Genomic DNA, 17,302 nt, shown 5'->3' with positions numbered 1-17,302 from the left:
CAGCATGGCACTGAAACGCGAAGAACTCGAAACCGCCCTCGTCACCGATCCCTTCAACCTCGGGCATCGCCTCGCCTACGCCCACCTGCTGCTCGATGGCGACGATGCCCAGGCGGCGCTGACCCAGTTCGAGCTGGCCGAGCGCCAGCGCATCGACGCCGACACCCTCAGCGGCAAAGCCCAGGCGCTGCTGGCGCTCAAACGCGAAGGCGAAGCGCTGGTCGCCTATGTGGCCGCGCGCCAGCACACCGGCTTTGAACCGATCGAAGCGCTGGAGCACCTGGCCCAGCGCGCCCAACCCGCGTCGGCCCCGGCGCTGTCGCTGGTGCGGCCGGCGCAGAATGTCGCCGCGCTGCGGCCCCAGTCCGCGCAGCAGGTGCGCTTTGCCGACGTCGGCGGCATGGAGGATTTGAAGAAGACGCTGCGCCTGCACATCATCGAGCCGTTCCTGCGTCCCGGCCTGTTCGCCAAGTTTAAGAAGAGCGGCGGTGGCGGCATCCTGCTGTACGGCCCTCCCGGCTGCGGTAAGACCATGATCGCGCGCGCCATCGCCAGCGAATGCAGCGCCTCCTTCGTCTCGGTCGGCATCAGCGAAGTGCTCAACATGTGGATGGGCGAGAGCGAACGCAATCTGGCGCAGCTGTTCGAAAAGGCCCGCGCACAAAAACCTTGTGTGCTGTTTTTCGACGAGCTCGATGCGCTGGCCTTCTCGCGCTCCAAGGCGCAGAGCGAGCATAGTCGCACCATCGTCAACGAGTTCCTGTCGCAGCTGGACGGCTTCGAGCGCGACAACCGCGACGTGCTGTTCCTGGCCGCGACCAATATGCCGTGGGATGTCGACCAGGCGATGAAGCGCACCGGCCGCTTCGCCCGGCAGCTCTTCGTGCCGCCGCCCGACGAGGAAGCGCGCCGGCATATCATCGACATCAAACTGCGCGACATTCCCGTCGAAGGCATCGACGTGCCGGCGCTGGTGGCGGCGACCCCGCACTATTCGGGCGCCGACATCGATGGCCTGATCGACCTGGCCAAGGAAAGCACGCTGCATGACATCCTGGCCGGCAATCCGGAGCGCCCTATCGGCCCGGCGGACATCGCGTACGCGCTGGACCTGATGCAGCCGTCGACGGTGGAGTGGCTCAAGACCGCGCGCAATCTGGTGCGCTATTCCGGCAGCGACGACAGCTATCGGGATGTGGAAAAATATCTGAAGAAGACCAAGTTTCTTTAACAAGCACCGTCCGTTCGTCCATGCAGGCCCAAAGGAAGATTGCCATGACACGTACACACCTGAAAAAGCTGGCCTGCATACTGGCCTTGTCCGCATCCGCCAGCGCCTCCGGCATCGACTACTACAACAAGGGCAACGAGCCGGGACGCCCGTTCTCGCTGGCGGTGCGCGCCGGCGACTACGTCTTCGTCTCCGGCCAATTGGGCACCGGGCCGAATGGGCTGGTCAAGGGTTTCGAGGCCCAGTCGCGCCAGGCGATGGACAATATCGCCGTCATCCTCAAAGGCATCAACCTGGGCATGGACGACGTGGTCAAATGTACGATCATGATCGCCGACATGGCCAAGTGGGCGGACTTCAACAAGATCTACGCCAGCTACTTCAAGCCTGAACGCCTGCCGGCGCGCAGCGCGCTGGGCGCCAACGGCCTGGCGCTGGGCGGCGAGGTCGAAGTCGAATGCATGGCCTATGCGCCGCGCCGCTAGCAGAAATTGATGTAGCGCAGACGCGCTTTTGCATTAGAATCGTCGTCTTTGCTTACCACCTAGGGGATCCGATGGCAGATGGGAAGAACGAACTCAAACGCGGCCTGAAGAGCCGGCATATCCAGCTGATCGCGCTGGGCGGCGCCATCGGCACCGGCCTGTTCCTCGGTATCGCGCAGACCATCCAGATGGCCGGGCCGTCGGTGCTGCTCGGCTACGGCGTGGCCGGCCTGATCGCCTTCTTCATCATGCGCCAGTTGGGCGAGATGGTGGTCGACGAACCGGTCGCCGGCTCGTTCAGCTACTTCGCCGACAAATACTGCGGCCACCTGGCAGGCTTCATGTCGGGCTGGAACTACTGGGTCTTGTATGTGCTGGTCAGCATGGCCGAATTGTCGGCGGTGGGCATCTACGTCCAGTACTGGTGGCCGGCGATACCGACCTGGATGTCGGCGCTGGCCTTCTTCGTCGTCATCAACGCCATCAGCCTGGCCAACGTCAAGGCCTTCGGCGAGATGGAGTTCTGGTTCGCCATCATCAAGGTCGCGGCGATCGTCGGCATGATCGTGTTCGGCGCCTACCTGCTGATCTCCGGCGACGCCGGCCCGCAAGCCACCGTGGCCAACCTGTGGCAGCACGGCGGCTTCTTCCCGAACGGGATCGGCGGCCTGGTGATGGCCATGGCCGTGATCATGTTCTCCTTCGGCGGCCTGGAACTGATCGGCATCACCGCCGCCGAGGCGGACGACCCGTCGCGCACCATCCCCAAGGCCACCAACCAGGCCATCTACCGCATCCTGATTTTCTACATCGGCGCGCTGGGCATCCTGCTGTCACTGTACCCATGGGAGAAAGTCGTCACCGGCGGCAGCCCGTTCGTGCTGATCTTCCACGCATTGAACAGCAACCTGGTGGCGCACGCGCTGAACGCCGTGGTGCTGACGGCCGCGCTGTCGGTGTACAACAGCGGCGTGTATTCCAACACCCGCATGCTGTACGGCCTGGCCAAGCAAGGCAATGCGCCACGGCTGCTGCTGACGGTGAACCGGCGCGGCGTGCCGCTGGCGGCCTTGGGCGTCTCGGCGCTGGCCACCGGCATCTGCGTGGTGGTCAACTACTTCATGCCGGGTAAGGCCTTCGGCTTCCTGATGGGCCTCGTGGTGTCGGCGCTGATCATCAACTGGGGCATGATCAGCTGGATCCATCTGCGCTTCCGCGCGCAGAAGAAGGCCAGCGGCCAGACCACGGCGTTCCGCAGCCTGGGCTACCCGTTGACCAACTACCTGTGCCTGGCCTTCCTGGCCGGCATCCTGGTGGTGATGTACTTGACGCCGGACCTGCGGCTGTCGGTCTACCTGATCCCTGTCTGGCTGGCGGTGCTGGGCGCCGGTTATCAGATGCGGCAGAAAGCGGCAGTCATGGCCTGATGCCGCAAGCCGCTCGCGCAGGCGCCCGTTACGCCTGCGCGAGCACCTCAATCGCCCGCACCAGCCGGTCGAGCTGGCGCGGTTGGGTGAACAAGGCCGGCGTCACCCGCACGCAGCTGCCGCCCACGGGCCCGTTGCGCGACACCGTAAAAATCCCGTGTTCGTCCATCAGCCGCTTGGCCAGAAGCTGGTTGTCCTCTTTGCTGGTCCTGCCGTCGAAGCGGAATGAGGTGCTGGCGCCGTACATGGCGGGATCGTCCGGCGTCAGTATCTGCAAGCCCTTGACGCCGCGCACCCGCTCCACCCAATAGCTGCGCAGGTATTTGAGCCGCGCCGATTTGTTGGCCACGCCGATCTGCTCGTGAAAGCGGAACGCCGCAGGCACCGTCATCGTGTTGGCCGAGTTGACGGTGCCCGAGTGGACCCGCGAGCGGATGTCGGTGGCAGCATAATCCTGGTCCGACATGTGCACCGCGATATCCGGCAGCCGCGCCTTGCGGATGTACATAAAACCCACGCCCAGCGGAGCGCCCAGCCACTTGTGCAGGTTGAAGCCGATGAAGTCTGCCTTCAGATCGGCCACCATGAAATCCGTCTGCCCCCACGACTGGGCAGCGTCGGCGATGACGTCGATGCCGCGCCGGCGCGCCATGTCCACCAGTTCGGCGACCGGCAGTACCAATCCGGTGCGATGGCTGATGTGCGTCAGCAGCAGCAAGCGTGTGCGCGGATGGCGCTGCATCGCCTGCGCGTAGGCGTCCAGGATGGCCTGGCGGCTGGGCGGCTCGGGGATGCGCACCACCGCGACCTGCGCACCGCGCCGCAGCGCCAGCTCGTTCATCGCGTATTGGGTGGCGTCGTAATCCAGGTCGGCGTACATGACCGTATCGCCGGCCTGTACATGTTTGTAGTTGACGATCAGGTTTTGCAATGACTCGGTGGCGCCGCGCGTGATGGCGATCTCCGACACGTCGGCGCCGACGGCCGCCGCGATCTGCGCCCGTATCGCATCCATGCCCGCGCCGTCGAACTGCTGGCGCAGAAAGCGCGAACTATGCGCATTCAGGTAGTCGATATTGCGCTTGTAGTCTTCGGCCACCGGACGCGCCATCATGCCGAAGTAGCCCTGTTCCAGATTGATGAAATCCGGCGCCGGGTCATATTGCGCGGCCACCTTGGCCCAGTAGGCCTCGTTCCCCGGCTGCGCCTCGGCGCTGGGCGGCAGCCCGGCCAGCGCCGGCGGCACGATGAGCGATCCGCCGGCAACACCGGCTGCTGCATGAAAAAAACTGCGGCGTGTGAGCATGCGTACTCCTGTCGGTCTGTGGAAGCGTCCAATATATCACCGCCAGGAGCAGGCCTCAGATGGTATCGCTCTCGCGCACCGTCAGCGGACTTTCCAGCGCATAGCGGGCGATATCGTCCTTGCGCATGAAGGCCACACCCGCCTTGCTCCGGGCATAGGTCAGGAACTCGTCCCACACCCGCACCATCTGCGGCGTGCCGCTGATGCGGTCGTGCGCGCTGATCGACATCATGCGGCGGCGCGTTGCGGCTTCGTCGTAAAGCTGGTCGAACTCCCCTTTGATCTGCGCCAGGAAGGCCTGCGGCGAGTAGTTGCGGCCTTCGATCAGCAGAATATCGTTGTTCCGCAGCGTGTACGGCACGACGACAAAATCGCGGCCGTTCACCTGTTCGATAAACGGCTCGTCGCGGCTGACATCGTCGATGTGATAGATGAAGCCCAGTTCCTGCAGCAGCGACAAGGTATTCGGGCCGCGGCGCAGCCAGTTGCAGTTGTAGCCGACCGTCGTCTCGCCGGTCGCCTGCCGCACCATATCGCGGCCGGCGAGCAGGAAGGCCCGTTCGTCCTTGCGGCTCATCGCAAATTGCGAACTCCAGCGCGGGCCGTGGCCGGAAGCTTCATGCCCGCGCTTGACGATTTCCTGCGCCAGCGCCGGATGGCGGCGCACAGCCTCGCCTATCATGTGCGACGTGACTTTGACGCCGTGCTTGTCCCACAGATCCAGCATGCGAGGCACGCCTTCACGGTAACCGTAGGCAAACCAGGTATTGGCCGCCGCATCGGACGGCACACTGGCCGGGAAATCGACCTTGGGGAACGGGCTATCGGCGCCCTTGGCCGGTTGCCCTCCCGCTTCGAACTGCATGGATATCGAAATCACCAGCCGGGCGCCGTTCGGCCAAAAGGCCGCGGAGTTCGGGGATGCAGCCGACGCCGGTACCGCGTTCTGCGCCTGGGCGCCTTGCGCCATGCCGGCAGCCAGCAGTGCCGCGCCACCGGCGGCCTGCGTCAGGAACTGGCGGCGTTGCGGCGCCGGGGTTGTAGCGTTCTTCATCGTCAATCTCCTTATAACAAACCGCCGCCGTCGACATCGACGACCGTGCCGGTCATGAAACCGTTCTGCATCAGCATCAGATAGGCCTGCGCCAGATCGTCGCCCTGGCCAACGCGGCCCACGGGCAGTCCCGCACCGGCGCGCTCCGCCATCGCCTTGCGCTCCGCTTCGGACATCGGCCCCCACATCCCGGTCTCCACCATGCCCGGACTGACCACATTGACGCGAAGCGGCGCCAGCTCCTTCGCCAGCGTCTTGCCGATGGCCTCGACGGCAGCGTTCATGCCCGCCTTGACCACGCCGCCCGGCACCGCCTTGCGGGCCAGCAGGCCGGAAGTCAGGACAATGGAACCGCCCGGACGAATCAGGTGCGCCCCGTGCCGCGCCACACGCAGCTGGCCAAAGACCTTCACGTTGAAGGCCGCCTGCGCGCCGTCCACGTCCAGATCCGACAGGCGGCTGGAGGCGATCACCGGCCCGACCGTCGCCACCAGATGATCGAAGGCGCCGATATCGGCAAAGAAGCGCTGCACCGCCGCCTCGTCCCCGACATCCAGTTGCCTCGCCTCGATCCCGGACGGCCAGTCCGCCGCCACGGTGCGACGTCCCGCCGCGATCACGCGGGCGCCCGCCGCAGCTGCCCTGCGCGCCACCGCCAGCCCGATGCCGGACAGGCCCCCTATCACCACCACTGTTTGATTTTCCATACATGACTCCCGAAGAATGTGCGAACCATTCCATTCTCCCGCTGGAAGCCCGGCTTGATAATTGGCCCGGCCCTTGAATGACCTTCAATGCAGGATTGAAGATGCGCCGCAGCCGCGCGCCATACGCTAGAATGGCGCGCATGAATTCACCCAACAACACCTCGCTGTATTGCTATCCGTGGGATGTCGCGGATGTGGCCCGCTTTGTGGAACAGGCTCGCGGCCTGGGCATGAACGGCGCGACGCTCGCCGTCAGCTACCACGCCGGGAAATTCCTGCGGCCGCATGCGGCTAGCGGCCCGCGCGTGGTCTTCCCGGAGGACGGCGTGGTCTACTTCGAGCCCGATCCGGCGCGCTATGGAGAGATCAAGCCGCAAGCCCACTCCGATCCGGCGCTGCGCGAAGTGCTGCCCAAACTGGTGGACAACGGCGGCGTCGCCGTACATGCGTGGACTGTGCTGCTGCATAACAGCCGCCTCGGCGCCGCCCACCCACGGTACACAGCCCGCAACGCTTACGGCGACGGCTACCTGTACAGCCTTTGCCCGATGCAGCAACCGGTGTTCGACTACGCCGTCGCGCTGAGCGCCGACGTGGCCGCGCGCGGAGTCGCCAGCGTGGTGGTCGAAACGCCGGGCTGGCTGCCCTACGCCCACGGCTACCACCACGAATTCGCCCAGGTCCGCAGCAACCTCTGGCTCGATTCCATGCTCGGCCTGTGCTTCTGCGATGCCTGCATGGCCGCCGGCAAAGCGGCCGATATCGACATGGACGGCCTGCGCAACCGCATCCGCCAGAACATTGACAACTATCTCGACGCTCCCGTCGACGCCACGCCCAGCCAGGCCGCCGCTTGGCTGTCCGCCGATCTGCTGAAGGACGGCGACCTGTACGCCCTGAACCGCTTGCGGCAGCGGCGCGTTACGCAACTGGTCGGCGCCATCCGCGCAGCCATGCCGCCGCAGGTGCAGTTGTCGGTCGTGGCGACAGTGCAGCGGCCCACCGCGCAAAGCTGGCTCGAAGGCACGGACCTGCGCGCGCTGGCCGGCGTGGCGGACTGGCTGGAGATCCCGTTCTACGAAGCCGATGCCGCAGCAGTCCGCAGCGACGCCTGGGATTGCATTCGCCGCATCGGCGCGCCGGATCGCATACGCGCCATCCTGCGTCCCGGACCACCCGACCTGGCCGACGGCGCGCAACTGCCGCAGGCCCTGCAAGGCTTGCGGGAACTGGGCATCCGCCACGTCGGCTTTTACAATTACGGCATGCTGCGGCGCGACCGCCTGCAGGCGCTCGGCGCCGCCATCCAATCCATCGACCACAGGAGCCACACGTGACACGCACCGCCGCCCTTCAGGAACTGGAAAATCAACCGCTGCATCCCGGCGTCAAGGGCCTGCCCATCACCGAACCGCTGCGCCAGGGCGACATCGGCGCACGCCAGTGGAACGTGCTGCGTGCCGACACCAGCTTCCCGGTCGCGCTGCTGAAGGCATCCGCGCTGGAACACAACCAGCAATGGATGCGCGGCTTCTGCGAACAGTATGGTGTCCAACTGGCCCCGCACGGCAAAACCACCATGAGCCCTCAGCTGTTCGACGCCCAACTGGCAAACGGCGCCTGGGGCATGACGCTGGCGACGGCGGCCCAGGTGCAGATCGCCTACCGCTACGGCGTGCGCCGCGTGCTGCTGGCGAATCAGCTGGTGGCGCCGGCCGACATCCAGGCCATGCTGACGCTGATGCGCGAAGATCCTGCGTTTGAGTTTTTCGCCCTGGTCGATTCCAGCGCCGGCGTTGCGCGCTTGTCGCAAGCGGTGCAACAACATGGCATGGAACGGCGCTTGCCGCTGCTGGTCGAATTGGGACTGGCCGGCAAACGCGCCGGCTGCCGCAGCATGGAAGATGCGTTGGCGCTGGCTCGCGAAGTTGCGGCCGCGCCGGGGCTGGAGTTGGCCGGCATCGAAGGCTACGAGGGCCTGCTGGTCAGCCCCGACCGCGACAAGGATCACGAAGAGGTCCGCCATTTTGTGACGCGGCTCTCCGACCTGCTGCGCCAGGCCGACGCCGAGCGGCTGTTCAAGCGCGGCGAAATCCTGCTGTCGGCGGGCGGCTCCGCGTATTTCGACTTCGTCGCCAGCGGCTTCGCGCAGGTGAAGGAGTTGTCGCGTCCCGTGCTGCCGGTGCTGCGCAGCGGCTGCTACCTGACCAACGATCACGGCTTCTATCATGGGCTCATCGAACAACTAAACACACGCGAAGGCCTGGCGCCGGGCCAAGGGCTGCGGCCCGCGCTGGAGGTGTGGAGCATGGTCCTGTCGCGTCCCGAGCCAACGCTGGCCATACTTGGCATGGGCAAGCGCGACGCATCCTACGACATGGAACTGCCGCGCGCGCTGGTCTCGCACCGTCCCGGCGCCGGCTCGCCCTCCGCGCTGCCGGACGGATGCCGCATCGAGAAGATGAACGACCAGCACGCGTACCTGCGGCTGCCGCCGGATCATGCGCTCGGGCTGGAGGTCGGCGACCTGATAGGCTGCGGCATCTCGCATCCCTGCACCACGTTCGACAAATGGCCGCTGATGCTGGTGGTGGACGACGACTACCGCGTGCAGCGCGCCGTCAACACCTTCTTCTAGGCCGCGGCTGGACGCAGATGCTTCGCGATGGTGGCGAACATCTGCTCCACGTCCACCGGCTTGCCGATGAAATCGTCCATGCCGGCGGCGATGCACTGTTCGCGTTCGGATTCCATCACGCCGGCCGTCATCGCGATCACCGGCAGCTTCAGGCCCAGTTCATCGCGGATCGCGCGGGTCGCGGTGAAGCCATCCATCACCGGCATCTGCACGTCCATCAGCACCAGGTCGCACTGCAGGCCGCCGCGCAGCAGCACGAGTGCCTGCTCGCCGTTCTCCGCCACCGTCACCATGGCGTCCACCTGTTCCAGTATGCCTTTCGCCACCTGCTGGTTGATCGGATTGTCCTCCACCAGCAGTATGCGCGCGCCATGCAGCGCTTGCGGATCGTCGCCGTCCGGCTCGGTGGCGGCTTCGGCGCCGCCTTGCGCCAGCGCGGTCTGCACCGCATCGTACAGGCCCGACGCCGTGACAGGCTTGGTGAGGAATACCGGTGCGCTGCCCCCGGCCATGTCCTGTACCAGTTTGCTGCGGCCGTAGGCGTTGACCATGCAGATGACCGGCCTGCCGGTTTCCTCCCGCACCGCGCGCATGGCAGCCGGGCCGTCCATGCCAGGCATCCGCCAATCGACCAGCGCCGCATCGTAGACGCGGCCCGATCGTATCAGCGCCAGCGCTTCCGGCCCCGACGCCGCAACATCGCAAGTCCAGTTCCACGCCTGGATCGTCTTGGACAAGCAGGAGCGGCTGGTCGGGTTATCGTCCACCACCAGCAGATGCCTGCGGCCGGCGGGCCGCGCTGTGTCGCCGTCAGCGGACGGCTTCAACGGCAGCGTGAACGAAAAAGCGCTGCCCTCGCCGGCCGCGCTGCGCACTTCGATGGCGCCGCCCAGCAGCTCGATCAGGTCTTTGGAGATGGTCAGTCCCAGTCCGGTGCCGCCGAAACGGCGCGTGGTCGACAGGTCCGCCTGCGTGAACGGCGAGAACAGGCGCGCAAGGTGTTCCTCGCTCATGCCGATGCCGGTGTCGCGCACCGTAAAGCGCAGCGCCTCCTCGCCGGCGCGCTCCACCAGCAGCGACACTTCGCCATGTTCGGTGAACTTGATCGCGTTGCCGGTCAGGTTGACCAGGATCTGCTGGAGCCGCAGCGCGTCGCCGACCAGCGCGCGCGGCACGTCCGGCTCCACACCCACGCACAGCTCCAGATTGCGCTCGCCGACCGAGATGCTCATGATGCTGGCCACGGAATGCAGCACCTCGTCCAGCCGGAAGCGCACCGGATGCGCTTCAATCTTGCCGGCTCCCATCTTGGAAAAATCGAGAATGTCGTTCAGGATGCCGAGCAGCGTTTGTCCCGAGGCCCGTATCATCTCCAGATACCGGGCCTGTTCCGCAGACAGTCCCGTGGTGCTGAGCAGGTGCGCCATGCCCAGCACCGCGTTCATCGGCGTGCGCAGTTCGTGGCTCATGTTCGCCACAAAAACGTCCTTGGCCGCGCTGGCGACCTGAACCTGTTCCATCGCCAGCCGCAGCTCCTTCTCCGCCCGCTTGCGCTCCGTGACGTCGCGCACGATGCCGACAAACAGATGATGGCCGCCGATGAACAGCGCCCGTATCGACAGCTCCAGCACAAACGTAGTGCCGTCCTTGCGCAGCCCTTGCAGCTCGACGTTGTTCTTGCCCACCACGGTGGGCGCGCCGCCGGCCAGGTAGCGCGCCATGCCGGCCAGGTGGGCGCCGCGCATGGACTCGGGCATCATGGCCGTGATGTTGGCGCCTATCGCTTCCTCGGGCGTGTAGCCGAAGATGCCGCAGGCCGCATGGTTGAACGATTCGATGACGCCGTCCGCATTGATGGTGATGATCCCGTCGCCGACGTTGTCCATCACCGTGCGGGTGCGCAGTTCCTTGTCGATGGCCTCGCGCTGCGCCGACTGCAGCTGCATGGTGCGCTCTTCGATCGCGCTTTCGAGGCGATGGCGGTACTGCTGGAGTTCCGACTCCACCGACTGCAAGGTGCGGATGGCGTCGTCGGCTTCGCGGAACGCCGGCCGCACCCGCTCCAGTCCCAAGTCGGCGTTTTTGCCCAAGGCGCTGGCGGCGTACGCCAGGGCGCTGACCGAACCGTCGATGCGGCGCGCCAGGTACCACGCGGCCGCGACGCCCAGGCCGAGCAGCCCGGCCACGAACAGCACGATCCAGCGGATCGAGCCCACCATCTCCGACAGCACCGCGCTGCGCGGCACGCCGATCGACACCGCCCAGCCGGACACCCTGGAATGGCTGTACATCGAATACACCGGCGTGCCGTCCAGCGTGACCGACTCGATGGCCGCCTCGCCGCCGCCGGCCATGCTGGCCACCAGCAGCGGGGAGCCGGGCTGGCCGACAAATTTGTCCGAGTCGCGGGTGCGCGCCACGATCACGCCGCGCGAATCGAAAATGCCGGCCACGCGGCCGGCGGGAAGGCGCTGCTCCCTGAGGATCATGCCCAGCCGCTCCGGCACGAAGGCGACCGAGAGGCAGTAGATCACCTTGCCGTCCCTGACCACCGGCACGTGCACCGCCACCAGCGGGCGTTTCAGCACGCCGCCGATGAACACGTCGGAAATCACGGTCTGGCCGGTGTCGAACACCTTTCTGATACGGTCCAGGCTTGCGGGGTCCGGCGTGCGCGCGCCGAACGGACGCACCGTGTTGAGCAACTGGACCGCGTCGCGGTCGCTCAGGACGAAGTTAAAGCCGGGGAATTCGGGCCGCAGGGCCTTGCTGGCCTGGACGTGGAAGGCCGCCAGGTCGCCGCTGTCGAGGCTGGGCGAATTGGCCAGCGCCATGGCCATGGTGATGCCGGTGTTGAGGTCGCGGTCCACCGCCTGGATCAGCGCCCGGGCGGTGATCAGCGATTCCTGCTGGATCTGGGTGCGCTCGCGCGCATAGAAATGCTGGGCCAGCAAGGCGATGCCGACCACCGCCGGCAAAGCGCACGCCCAGACCAGCGTGTAGATTTGCGAGCGGAGCGATGGCAAGGAACTGTGGACTGCTGGCTTCATTCTCGACGCCGTTGACGGACACGAGAATGACTCTAGCACAGATGAGAGCAGGCAACTACAGGCGGGCGCCCAGGCTGAGGACGGCTGCGATATTGCGGGCGGCGCTGCGCACATTCTGCGCCGCCTCGGCCAGCGCCTGCTCGACCGTGCACGGCCGGCTGACCGCGCCGAACACGGCCTGTATGCCGTGGCGGTGCACCACGGCCGCCCCCGGCGCCAGGCTGCCGGCGATCGCGATCACCGGCTTGCCGTGCCGCTGCGCCACGCGGGCCACGCCGATCGGCGTCTTGCCGTGGATGGACTGGCTGTCGATGCGGCCTTCGCCGGTGATGACCAGGTCGGCGTCGGCCACGGCCGCGTCCAGCCCGACCGCCGCCGTCACGATCTCGCTGCCGGGCCGCAGGCGCCCGCTCAGGAACACCAGCATCGCCGCGCCGATGCCGCCGCCGGCGCCGGCGCCCGGCACGTCGGCCACCTGCTGCCCCAGCTCGCGGGCGATGACCTCGGCGTAATGGCGCAGGTTGGCGTCCAGCTGCTCGACCATGGCCGGGGTGGCGCCCTTTTGCGGGCCGAAAATGTGCGAGGCGCCCTGCGGCCCCACCAGCGGATTGCTGACGTCGCAGGCGATGTCGAACACGCTGTCGCGGATGCGCGCATCCAGGCCCGACAGGTCGATATGCCGCAGGCGGTCCAGCGCGCCGCCGCCGGCTGGCAAGTCGCGGCCGGCCTCGTCCAGCAAGCGCCCGCCCAGCGCCTGCACCATGCCGGCGCCGCCGTCGTTGGTGGCGCTGCCGCCCACGCCCAGCACGAAGCGGCGCGCGCCGGCGTCGAGCGCATCGCGGATCAGCTGGCCGGTGCCGTAGCTGCCGGTGCGCAGCGGATCGCGCTGCGCGGCCGGCACCAGCTCCAGGCCGCTGGCGGCCGCCATCTCGATCACCGCCGTGGCGCCGTCGCCCATCAGGCCGTAGAACGCGTCCACCGGCTCGCCCAGCGGGCCGGACACCCGCAACGCCACGCGGCGCCCGCCGCTGGCGTCGATCATGGCCTGCACCGTGCCCTCGCCGCCGTCGGCCACCGGCAGTTTGACGTACTGCGCGTCCGGGAAGAACTCGCGGAAGCCGGCCTCGATCTCGTTGGCCACCGCCATCGCGGTCAGGCTCTCTTTAAACGAATCGGGCGCAATGACTATTTTCATTGAAACACTCTATCAACGGTTGACCAGTTTGGCGGGGACGCGCAGCACCAGTATCGCACCAAGCAGCAGCACGCTGGACAAAATATACAGCGCCGTATCGGTGCTCTGGGTCGCATCCTTGATCCAGCCGACCAGGAAGGGACTGACGAAACCGGCGATCTGGCCCAGCGAGTTGATCAACGCCAGGCCGCCGGCCGCCGCCGCGCTGCCGAGGAAGGCGGACGGCAGCGACCAGAACATCGCCAGCGCGGCCAGCGCGCCCATGGTCGCCATGCTCAGGCCCACCATCACGATCAGCGGATTGCTGGAGAAGTTGGCCGCCATCATCAGGCCGGTCAGACCCATCAGCATCGGCAACGACACGTGCAGGCGGCGTTCGCGGCGCCGGTCGGCCGAGCGGCCGGCCCAGACCATGAAGAAGGCCGCGCACAGGTAGGGAATCGCGCTCAGCCAGCCGACCGTCACCGCGCTCTGGTAGCCCAGCGCCTTGATGATGGACGGCAGCCAGAAGTTGATCGCATACACGCCCATCTGGATGCAGAAATAGATCACGCCCAGCATCCACACATTGCCGTCGCGGACCACCGCCGAGAAGGTCTGGCCGACATCGCTGTTGGCCTGGCGCTGTTGCTCGTCGCCCGCCAGCGCCGCCTGCATGGCGGATTTTTCATCGGCGCTGAGCCACTTGGCCTGGGCAATGCCGTCGTTCAGGTAGAAATACACGCCCACGCCCAGGATCACGGTCGGCAGGCCTTGCAGCAGGAACAGCCACTGCCAGCCCGCCATGCCGGCCTGTCCGGCCGAGAAATGCTGCAGCATCCAGCCGGACAAGGGGCCGCCGACCAGGCCGGAGATCGGGATCGCCGACATGAACAGGGCCATCACCTGGCCGCGCTTCTGGGCCGGGAACCAGTGCGTGAAGTACAACACCATGCCGGGGAAGAAGCCGGCCTCGGCCACGCCGGTGAAGAAGCGCAGTACGTAGAACGAAGCCGGGTTGTGTACGAACAGCATGCAGGCCGACAGGCTGCCCCACGCCACCATCATGGTCGCGATCCAGCGGCGGGCGCCGATCTTGTGGAGTATCAGGTTGCTGGGCACGCCGCTGAGTACGTAGCCGATGAAGAAGATGCCGGCGCCTAAGCCGTACACAGTATTGCTCAAATGGAGGGCGTCCAGCATCTCCAGCTTGGCGAAGCCGACGTTGACGCGGTCCAGGTAATTGAAGAAGTAGCAGATGAAGATGAACGGGATCAGGTGCCAGCTGGCCTTCTTGTACGCGCCGTCCAGAACGGACGCCGCCGGCCACGGGGTGGCGGTGGTGGTGGTGTTCATGTGGGTCTCCTTGGTTTTTATAGGTGCTCTGTGCAGACGATTATCTGGAATCGCCGCCGGAAAAACATCGGCCAAACGCACCATTTTTCTACTCCAACCCAGCCATTTATTGGGCGGATGCACAATAAACTCCTCGGCGGCCGCGATATTTTCCCTGATTCTTTGTTATTTGGCACAATGACGGCAAGGAGAAGCCCCCATGTACATACTGAGCACCGAGCTGGCCCAGGACATCGTCAGCCGGACCATGAAGATCATCCCCTACAACGTCAACGTGATGGACGCCAACGGCACCATCCTCGCCAGCGGCAATCCGGCCCGCATCGGCGAGCTGCACGCCGGCGCCATGCTGGCCCTGGCCAAGCGGCTGACGGTGGAGATCGACAGCGCCAGCGCCCGCAACATGCACGGCGCCCAGCCCGGCATCAACCTGCCGCTGACCGTCAACGGCCAGGTCTGCGGCGCCGTGGGCCTGAGCGGCGTGCCGGCGCAGGTGCGCCAGTTCGGCGAACTGGTGCGGTTGACGGCGGAAATGATCCTCGAACAGGCCCATCTGGCCGGCGAGCTGCAGCGCGACTCGCGCTACCGCGAAGCCTTCGTGCTCAACCTGATCCGCTACGAGGCATCACGGGAGGCCGACCTGGCCGCCTGGGCGCGCCGGCTGGGCGTGAACTTCGAGCGCAGCCACCTGGTGTTCCTGCTGGAGCTGGACGACAAGGCCGCCGGCACCGACCAGGCCCTCAGCGAGCTGCAGCGCCTGCAACTGCGCATGCTGGCACGGCAACCGTCCGCATTGACCGCGTCCGCCAGCGCGCACCAGCTGGTGCTGCTGGACTTCTACGACGCCCCGTCCGCGCACGACGCCCATTGGCCGCAGCGCCAGCTGCAGGCGCTGTCCGCCATCCTGCGCGAAGAATGCCAGCAGCCGCACACGCTGACGATGGGCATCGCCCAGTCCGGCATGGCCGGCGTGGCGGTGTCCTACCAGAGCGCGCTGACGGCGGCCCGCATCGGCCGGGCACGCCATCTGCGGCGCTCGCGCTTCAGCTATTACGAGCAAACCCTGCCGGTGCTGCTGTCGGGCCTGGGAGCGGGCTGGGAGGCGGAGCAGCTGCGCCTGCCCATCGCCCGGCTGAAGGCGCAGGACAAAAACAAGGAACTGCTGCAGCGCACGCTCAATGTGTGGTTTGAACACGACGGTCATCCGGCAGCCACCGCCGAGGCCCTGCACATCCACCGCAACACGCTGGATTACCGGCTGCGCCGCGTCGGCGAGATCACCGGGCTGGACCTGGGCAAGTTGGAGGATAGGCTGCTGCTGTATATCTCTTCGTTATTAACTACTTAACTCTCTCGGCAGAGCCGGAAAGTTACTGTATTATTTGCCGTCGCCCGAGCGCCCACAAGGCACAGGCTCGGGTACGGAGATAACCACAATAAAACTGGAGCCATTTTGAGCCTTTTTCGCACTAAGAACCTGGACGATATGATCGCCAACAGCCGCAGACCCGGCGGCCTGGCGAAAGTACTCGGTCCCTTCGACCTCATCCTCATGGGCATCGGCGCCATTGTCGGCACCGGCATTTTCGTATTGACCGGCACCGGCGCCGTCACGGCCGGCCCGGCGCTGACGCTGTCCTTCGTGGTCGCCGCCATCGCCTGCGGCTTCGCCGCCCTCTGCTACGCCGAATTCGCCTCCACCGTGCCGGTGGCCGGCTCCATCTACACCTACACCTACGCCACCCTGGGCGAACTGGCCGCCTGGATGATAGGCTGGGACTTGCTGCTGGAATACGGCCTGGCCACCTCGGCCGTGTCGGTCGGCTGGTCCGGCTACTTCCAGTCGCTGATCGCCGGCTTCGGCATCCACCTGCCGGTCGCGCTAACGGCCGCGCCCGGCGCGATCCCCGGCGTGCACACGCTGATCAACCTGCCCGCGCTGTGCATCATGCTGGTGCTGACCGCGATGCTGAGCTGGGGCGTGCGTGAATCGGCCCGCCTGAACAACATCATGGTGGCCATCAAGGTCGGCGTGGTGCTGCTGTTCATCGTCGTCGGCGCGCGCCATGTCGAGCCGGCCAACTGGAAACCGTTTATGCCGTTTGGCTACAACGGCATGCTGAGCGCGGCCGCGCTGGTGTTCTTCGCCTTCATCGGTTTCGACGCGGTGACCTCGGCCGCCGAGGAAGTCAAGCGTCCCGAGCGCGACCTGCCAATCGGCATCATCGGCTCGCTGGCCGCCTGTACCGTGCTGTACGTGGTGGTGTCGGCCATCATGACCGGCATCGTGCCTTACCAGCAGTACCTGGGCATCGACCATCCGGTCTCGCTGGCCCTGAAGCACGCCGGTGAAAACTGGTTCGCCGGCTTCGTCGACCTGGGCGCGATCCTGGGCATGACCACCGTGATCCTGGTGATGGCCTACGGCCAGACCCGCATCATCTTCGCCATGTCGCGCGACGGCCTGCTGCCCAAGCGCCTGTCGAACGTGCATCCGCGCTTCCACACGCCGTTCTTCGCCACCTGGCTGGTGGGCATCGTGTTCGGCCTGATCGCCGCCGTGGTGCCGCTGAACGTGCTGACCGAGCTGATCAACATCGGCACGCTGGCCGCCTTCAGCCTGGTGTCGATCGCCGTGATCATCATGCGCAAGAAGCGTCCCGACCTGAAGCGCGCCTTCCGCTGCCCGGGCGTGCCGGTGATTCCCGCGCTGGCCGTGATCTTCTGCGTCATGCTGATGACCTACCTGAGCTGGTTCACCTGGGTCGCCTTCGCGATCTGGCTGGTGGTCGGCCTGGTCATCTACTTCGGCTACGCCCGTTCGCGCTCGCTGCTGAACTAACTCCGCAGTCTGCCCGGCGAGGCCGCGCGCCT

At 66.2% G+C, this 17,302-nt stretch carries 13 protein-coding genes; 7 read left to right on the top strand and 6 right to left on the bottom strand.

Annotated features, from left to right (window positions below):
* The first annotated feature begins 4 nt into the window (after positions 1 to 4).
* The 3 genes from AC07WS_RS11480 (at position 5) to AC07WS_RS11470 (ending at position 3,143) form a co-directional block, all read left to right on the top strand.
* Complete coding sequence (locus AC07WS_RS11480) at positions 5 to 1,231, top strand: AAA family ATPase (protein WP_494729187.1); 1,227 nt, start codon at positions 5 to 7, stop codon at positions 1,229 to 1,231.
* A gap of 44 nt (positions 1,232 to 1,275) precedes the next feature.
* On the top strand, positions 1,276 to 1,716 hold the full coding sequence (locus AC07WS_RS11475) for a RidA family protein (protein ID WP_494729186.1): 441 nt from the start codon (positions 1,276 to 1,278) through the stop codon (positions 1,714 to 1,716).
* 71 nt (positions 1,717 to 1,787) lie between these two features.
* Positions 1,788 to 3,143: an amino acid permease gene (locus tag AC07WS_RS11470; RefSeq protein WP_494729185.1), complete on the top strand. Its 1,356-nt coding sequence runs from the start codon at positions 1,788 to 1,790 to the stop codon at positions 3,141 to 3,143.
* A gap of 28 nt (positions 3,144 to 3,171) precedes the next feature.
* Here AC07WS_RS11470 and AC07WS_RS11465 read toward each other — a convergent pair whose 3' ends face one another.
* From AC07WS_RS11465 to AC07WS_RS11455, 3 genes are read right to left on the bottom strand one after another with little or no spacing between them, the layout of a single operon-like run.
* Complete coding sequence (locus AC07WS_RS11465; protein ID WP_494729184.1) at positions 3,172 to 4,449, bottom strand: aminotransferase class V-fold PLP-dependent enzyme; 1,278 nt, start codon at positions 4,447 to 4,449, stop codon at positions 3,172 to 3,174.
* A gap of 55 nt (positions 4,450 to 4,504) precedes the next feature.
* A complete protein-coding gene (locus AC07WS_RS11460) occupies positions 4,505 to 5,503 on the bottom strand; it encodes a polysaccharide deacetylase family protein (RefSeq protein ID WP_494729183.1) in 999 nt (332 codons plus the stop codon).
* Positions 5,504 to 5,514: 11 nt separating this feature from the next.
* Positions 5,515 to 6,210, bottom strand: a complete 696-nt coding sequence (locus AC07WS_RS11455) for an SDR family oxidoreductase (protein WP_494729182.1) — start codon at positions 6,208 to 6,210, stop codon at positions 5,515 to 5,517.
* A gap of 140 nt (positions 6,211 to 6,350) precedes the next feature.
* Here AC07WS_RS11455 and AC07WS_RS11450 point away from each other — a divergent pair, with 140 nt between their 5' ends.
* Together AC07WS_RS11450 and AC07WS_RS11445 are read left to right on the top strand one after the other, a co-directional pair.
* The gene (locus AC07WS_RS11450) at positions 6,351 to 7,547 is read left to right on the top strand and encodes a hypothetical protein (protein ID WP_494729181.1); all 1,197 of its coding nucleotides are present in this window, start codon (positions 6,351 to 6,353) and stop codon (positions 7,545 to 7,547) included.
* A complete protein-coding gene (locus AC07WS_RS11445; RefSeq protein WP_494729180.1) occupies positions 7,544 to 8,848 on the top strand; it encodes an amino acid deaminase in 1,305 nt (434 codons plus the stop codon). Before AC07WS_RS11450 ends, AC07WS_RS11445 begins: the two co-directional genes overlap by 4 nt.
* Here the strand turns inward: AC07WS_RS11445 and AC07WS_RS11440 are convergent.
* Genes AC07WS_RS11440 through AC07WS_RS11430 form a run of 3 tightly spaced genes read right to left on the bottom strand, consistent with a single transcriptional unit; the run spans position 8,845 to position 14,428 of the window.
* Positions 8,845 to 11,898 carry a response regulator gene (locus AC07WS_RS11440; protein ID WP_494729179.1) on the bottom strand — a complete coding sequence of 1,018 codons (3,054 nt, stop codon included), beginning with the start codon at positions 11,896 to 11,898 and terminating at the stop codon, positions 8,845 to 8,847. The two genes, AC07WS_RS11445 and AC07WS_RS11440, sit on opposite strands and share 4 nt — an antisense overlap.
* A 55-nt stretch (positions 11,899 to 11,953) precedes the next feature.
* On the bottom strand, positions 11,954 to 13,093 hold the full coding sequence (locus AC07WS_RS11435) for a glycerate kinase (RefSeq protein WP_494729178.1): 1,140 nt from the start codon (positions 13,091 to 13,093) through the stop codon (positions 11,954 to 11,956).
* A 12-nt stretch (positions 13,094 to 13,105) separates the two neighbouring features.
* Positions 13,106 to 14,428, bottom strand: coding sequence for an MFS transporter (locus tag AC07WS_RS11430; RefSeq protein WP_494729177.1), 1,323 nt, complete (start codon positions 14,426 to 14,428; stop codon positions 13,106 to 13,108).
* A 199-nt stretch (positions 14,429 to 14,627) separates the two neighbouring features.
* Here AC07WS_RS11430 and AC07WS_RS11425 point away from each other — a divergent pair, with 199 nt between their 5' ends.
* Complete coding sequence (locus AC07WS_RS11425; protein WP_494729176.1) at positions 14,628 to 15,776, top strand: sugar diacid recognition domain-containing protein; 1,149 nt, start codon at positions 14,628 to 14,630, stop codon at positions 15,774 to 15,776.
* Between the two features lie 105 nt (positions 15,777 to 15,881).
* Positions 15,882 to 17,270, top strand: coding sequence for a branched-chain amino acid transporter BcaP (gene bcaP, locus AC07WS_RS11420; RefSeq protein WP_494729175.1), 1,389 nt, complete (start codon positions 15,882 to 15,884; stop codon positions 17,268 to 17,270).
* Positions 17,271 to 17,302: the final 32 nt, after the last annotated feature.

The sequence above is a fragment of the Duganella sp. GW821-FHT01E12 genome (assembly GCF_059422325.1).
This window is presented reverse-complemented; position numbering and strand designations above follow the sequence as displayed.

Bases quoted from the DNA above. Each gene is read 5' to 3' on its own strand.
- AC07WS_RS11480 (WP_494729187.1), top strand. From the start codon at position 5: ATGGCACTGAAACGCGAAGAACTCGAAACCGCCCTCGTCACCGATCCC.
- AC07WS_RS11475 (WP_494729186.1), top strand. From the start codon at position 1,276: ATGACACGTACACACCTGAAAAAGCTGGCCTGCATACTGGCCTTGTCC.
- AC07WS_RS11470 (WP_494729185.1), top strand. From the start codon at position 1,788: ATGGCAGATGGGAAGAACGAACTCAAACGCGGCCTGAAGAGCCGGCAT.
- AC07WS_RS11465 (WP_494729184.1), bottom strand. From the start codon at position 4,449: ATGCTCACACGCCGCAGTTTTTTTCATGCAGCAGCCGGTGTTGCCGGC.
- AC07WS_RS11460 (WP_494729183.1), bottom strand. From the start codon at position 5,503: ATGAAGAACGCTACAACCCCGGCGCCGCAACGCCGCCAGTTCCTGACG.
- AC07WS_RS11455 (WP_494729182.1), bottom strand. From the start codon at position 6,210: ATGGAAAATCAAACAGTGGTGGTGATAGGGGGCCTGTCCGGCATCGGG.
- AC07WS_RS11450 (WP_494729181.1), top strand. From the start codon at position 6,351: ATGAATTCACCCAACAACACCTCGCTGTATTGCTATCCGTGGGATGTC.
- AC07WS_RS11440 (WP_494729179.1), bottom strand. From the start codon at position 11,898: ATGAAGCCAGCAGTCCACAGTTCCTTGCCATCGCTCCGCTCGCAAATC.
- AC07WS_RS11435 (WP_494729178.1), bottom strand. From the start codon at position 13,093: ATGAAAATAGTCATTGCGCCCGATTCGTTTAAAGAGAGCCTGACCGCG.
- AC07WS_RS11430 (WP_494729177.1), bottom strand. From the start codon at position 14,428: ATGAACACCACCACCACCGCCACCCCGTGGCCGGCGGCGTCCGTTCTG.
- AC07WS_RS11425 (WP_494729176.1), top strand. From the start codon at position 14,628: ATGTACATACTGAGCACCGAGCTGGCCCAGGACATCGTCAGCCGGACC.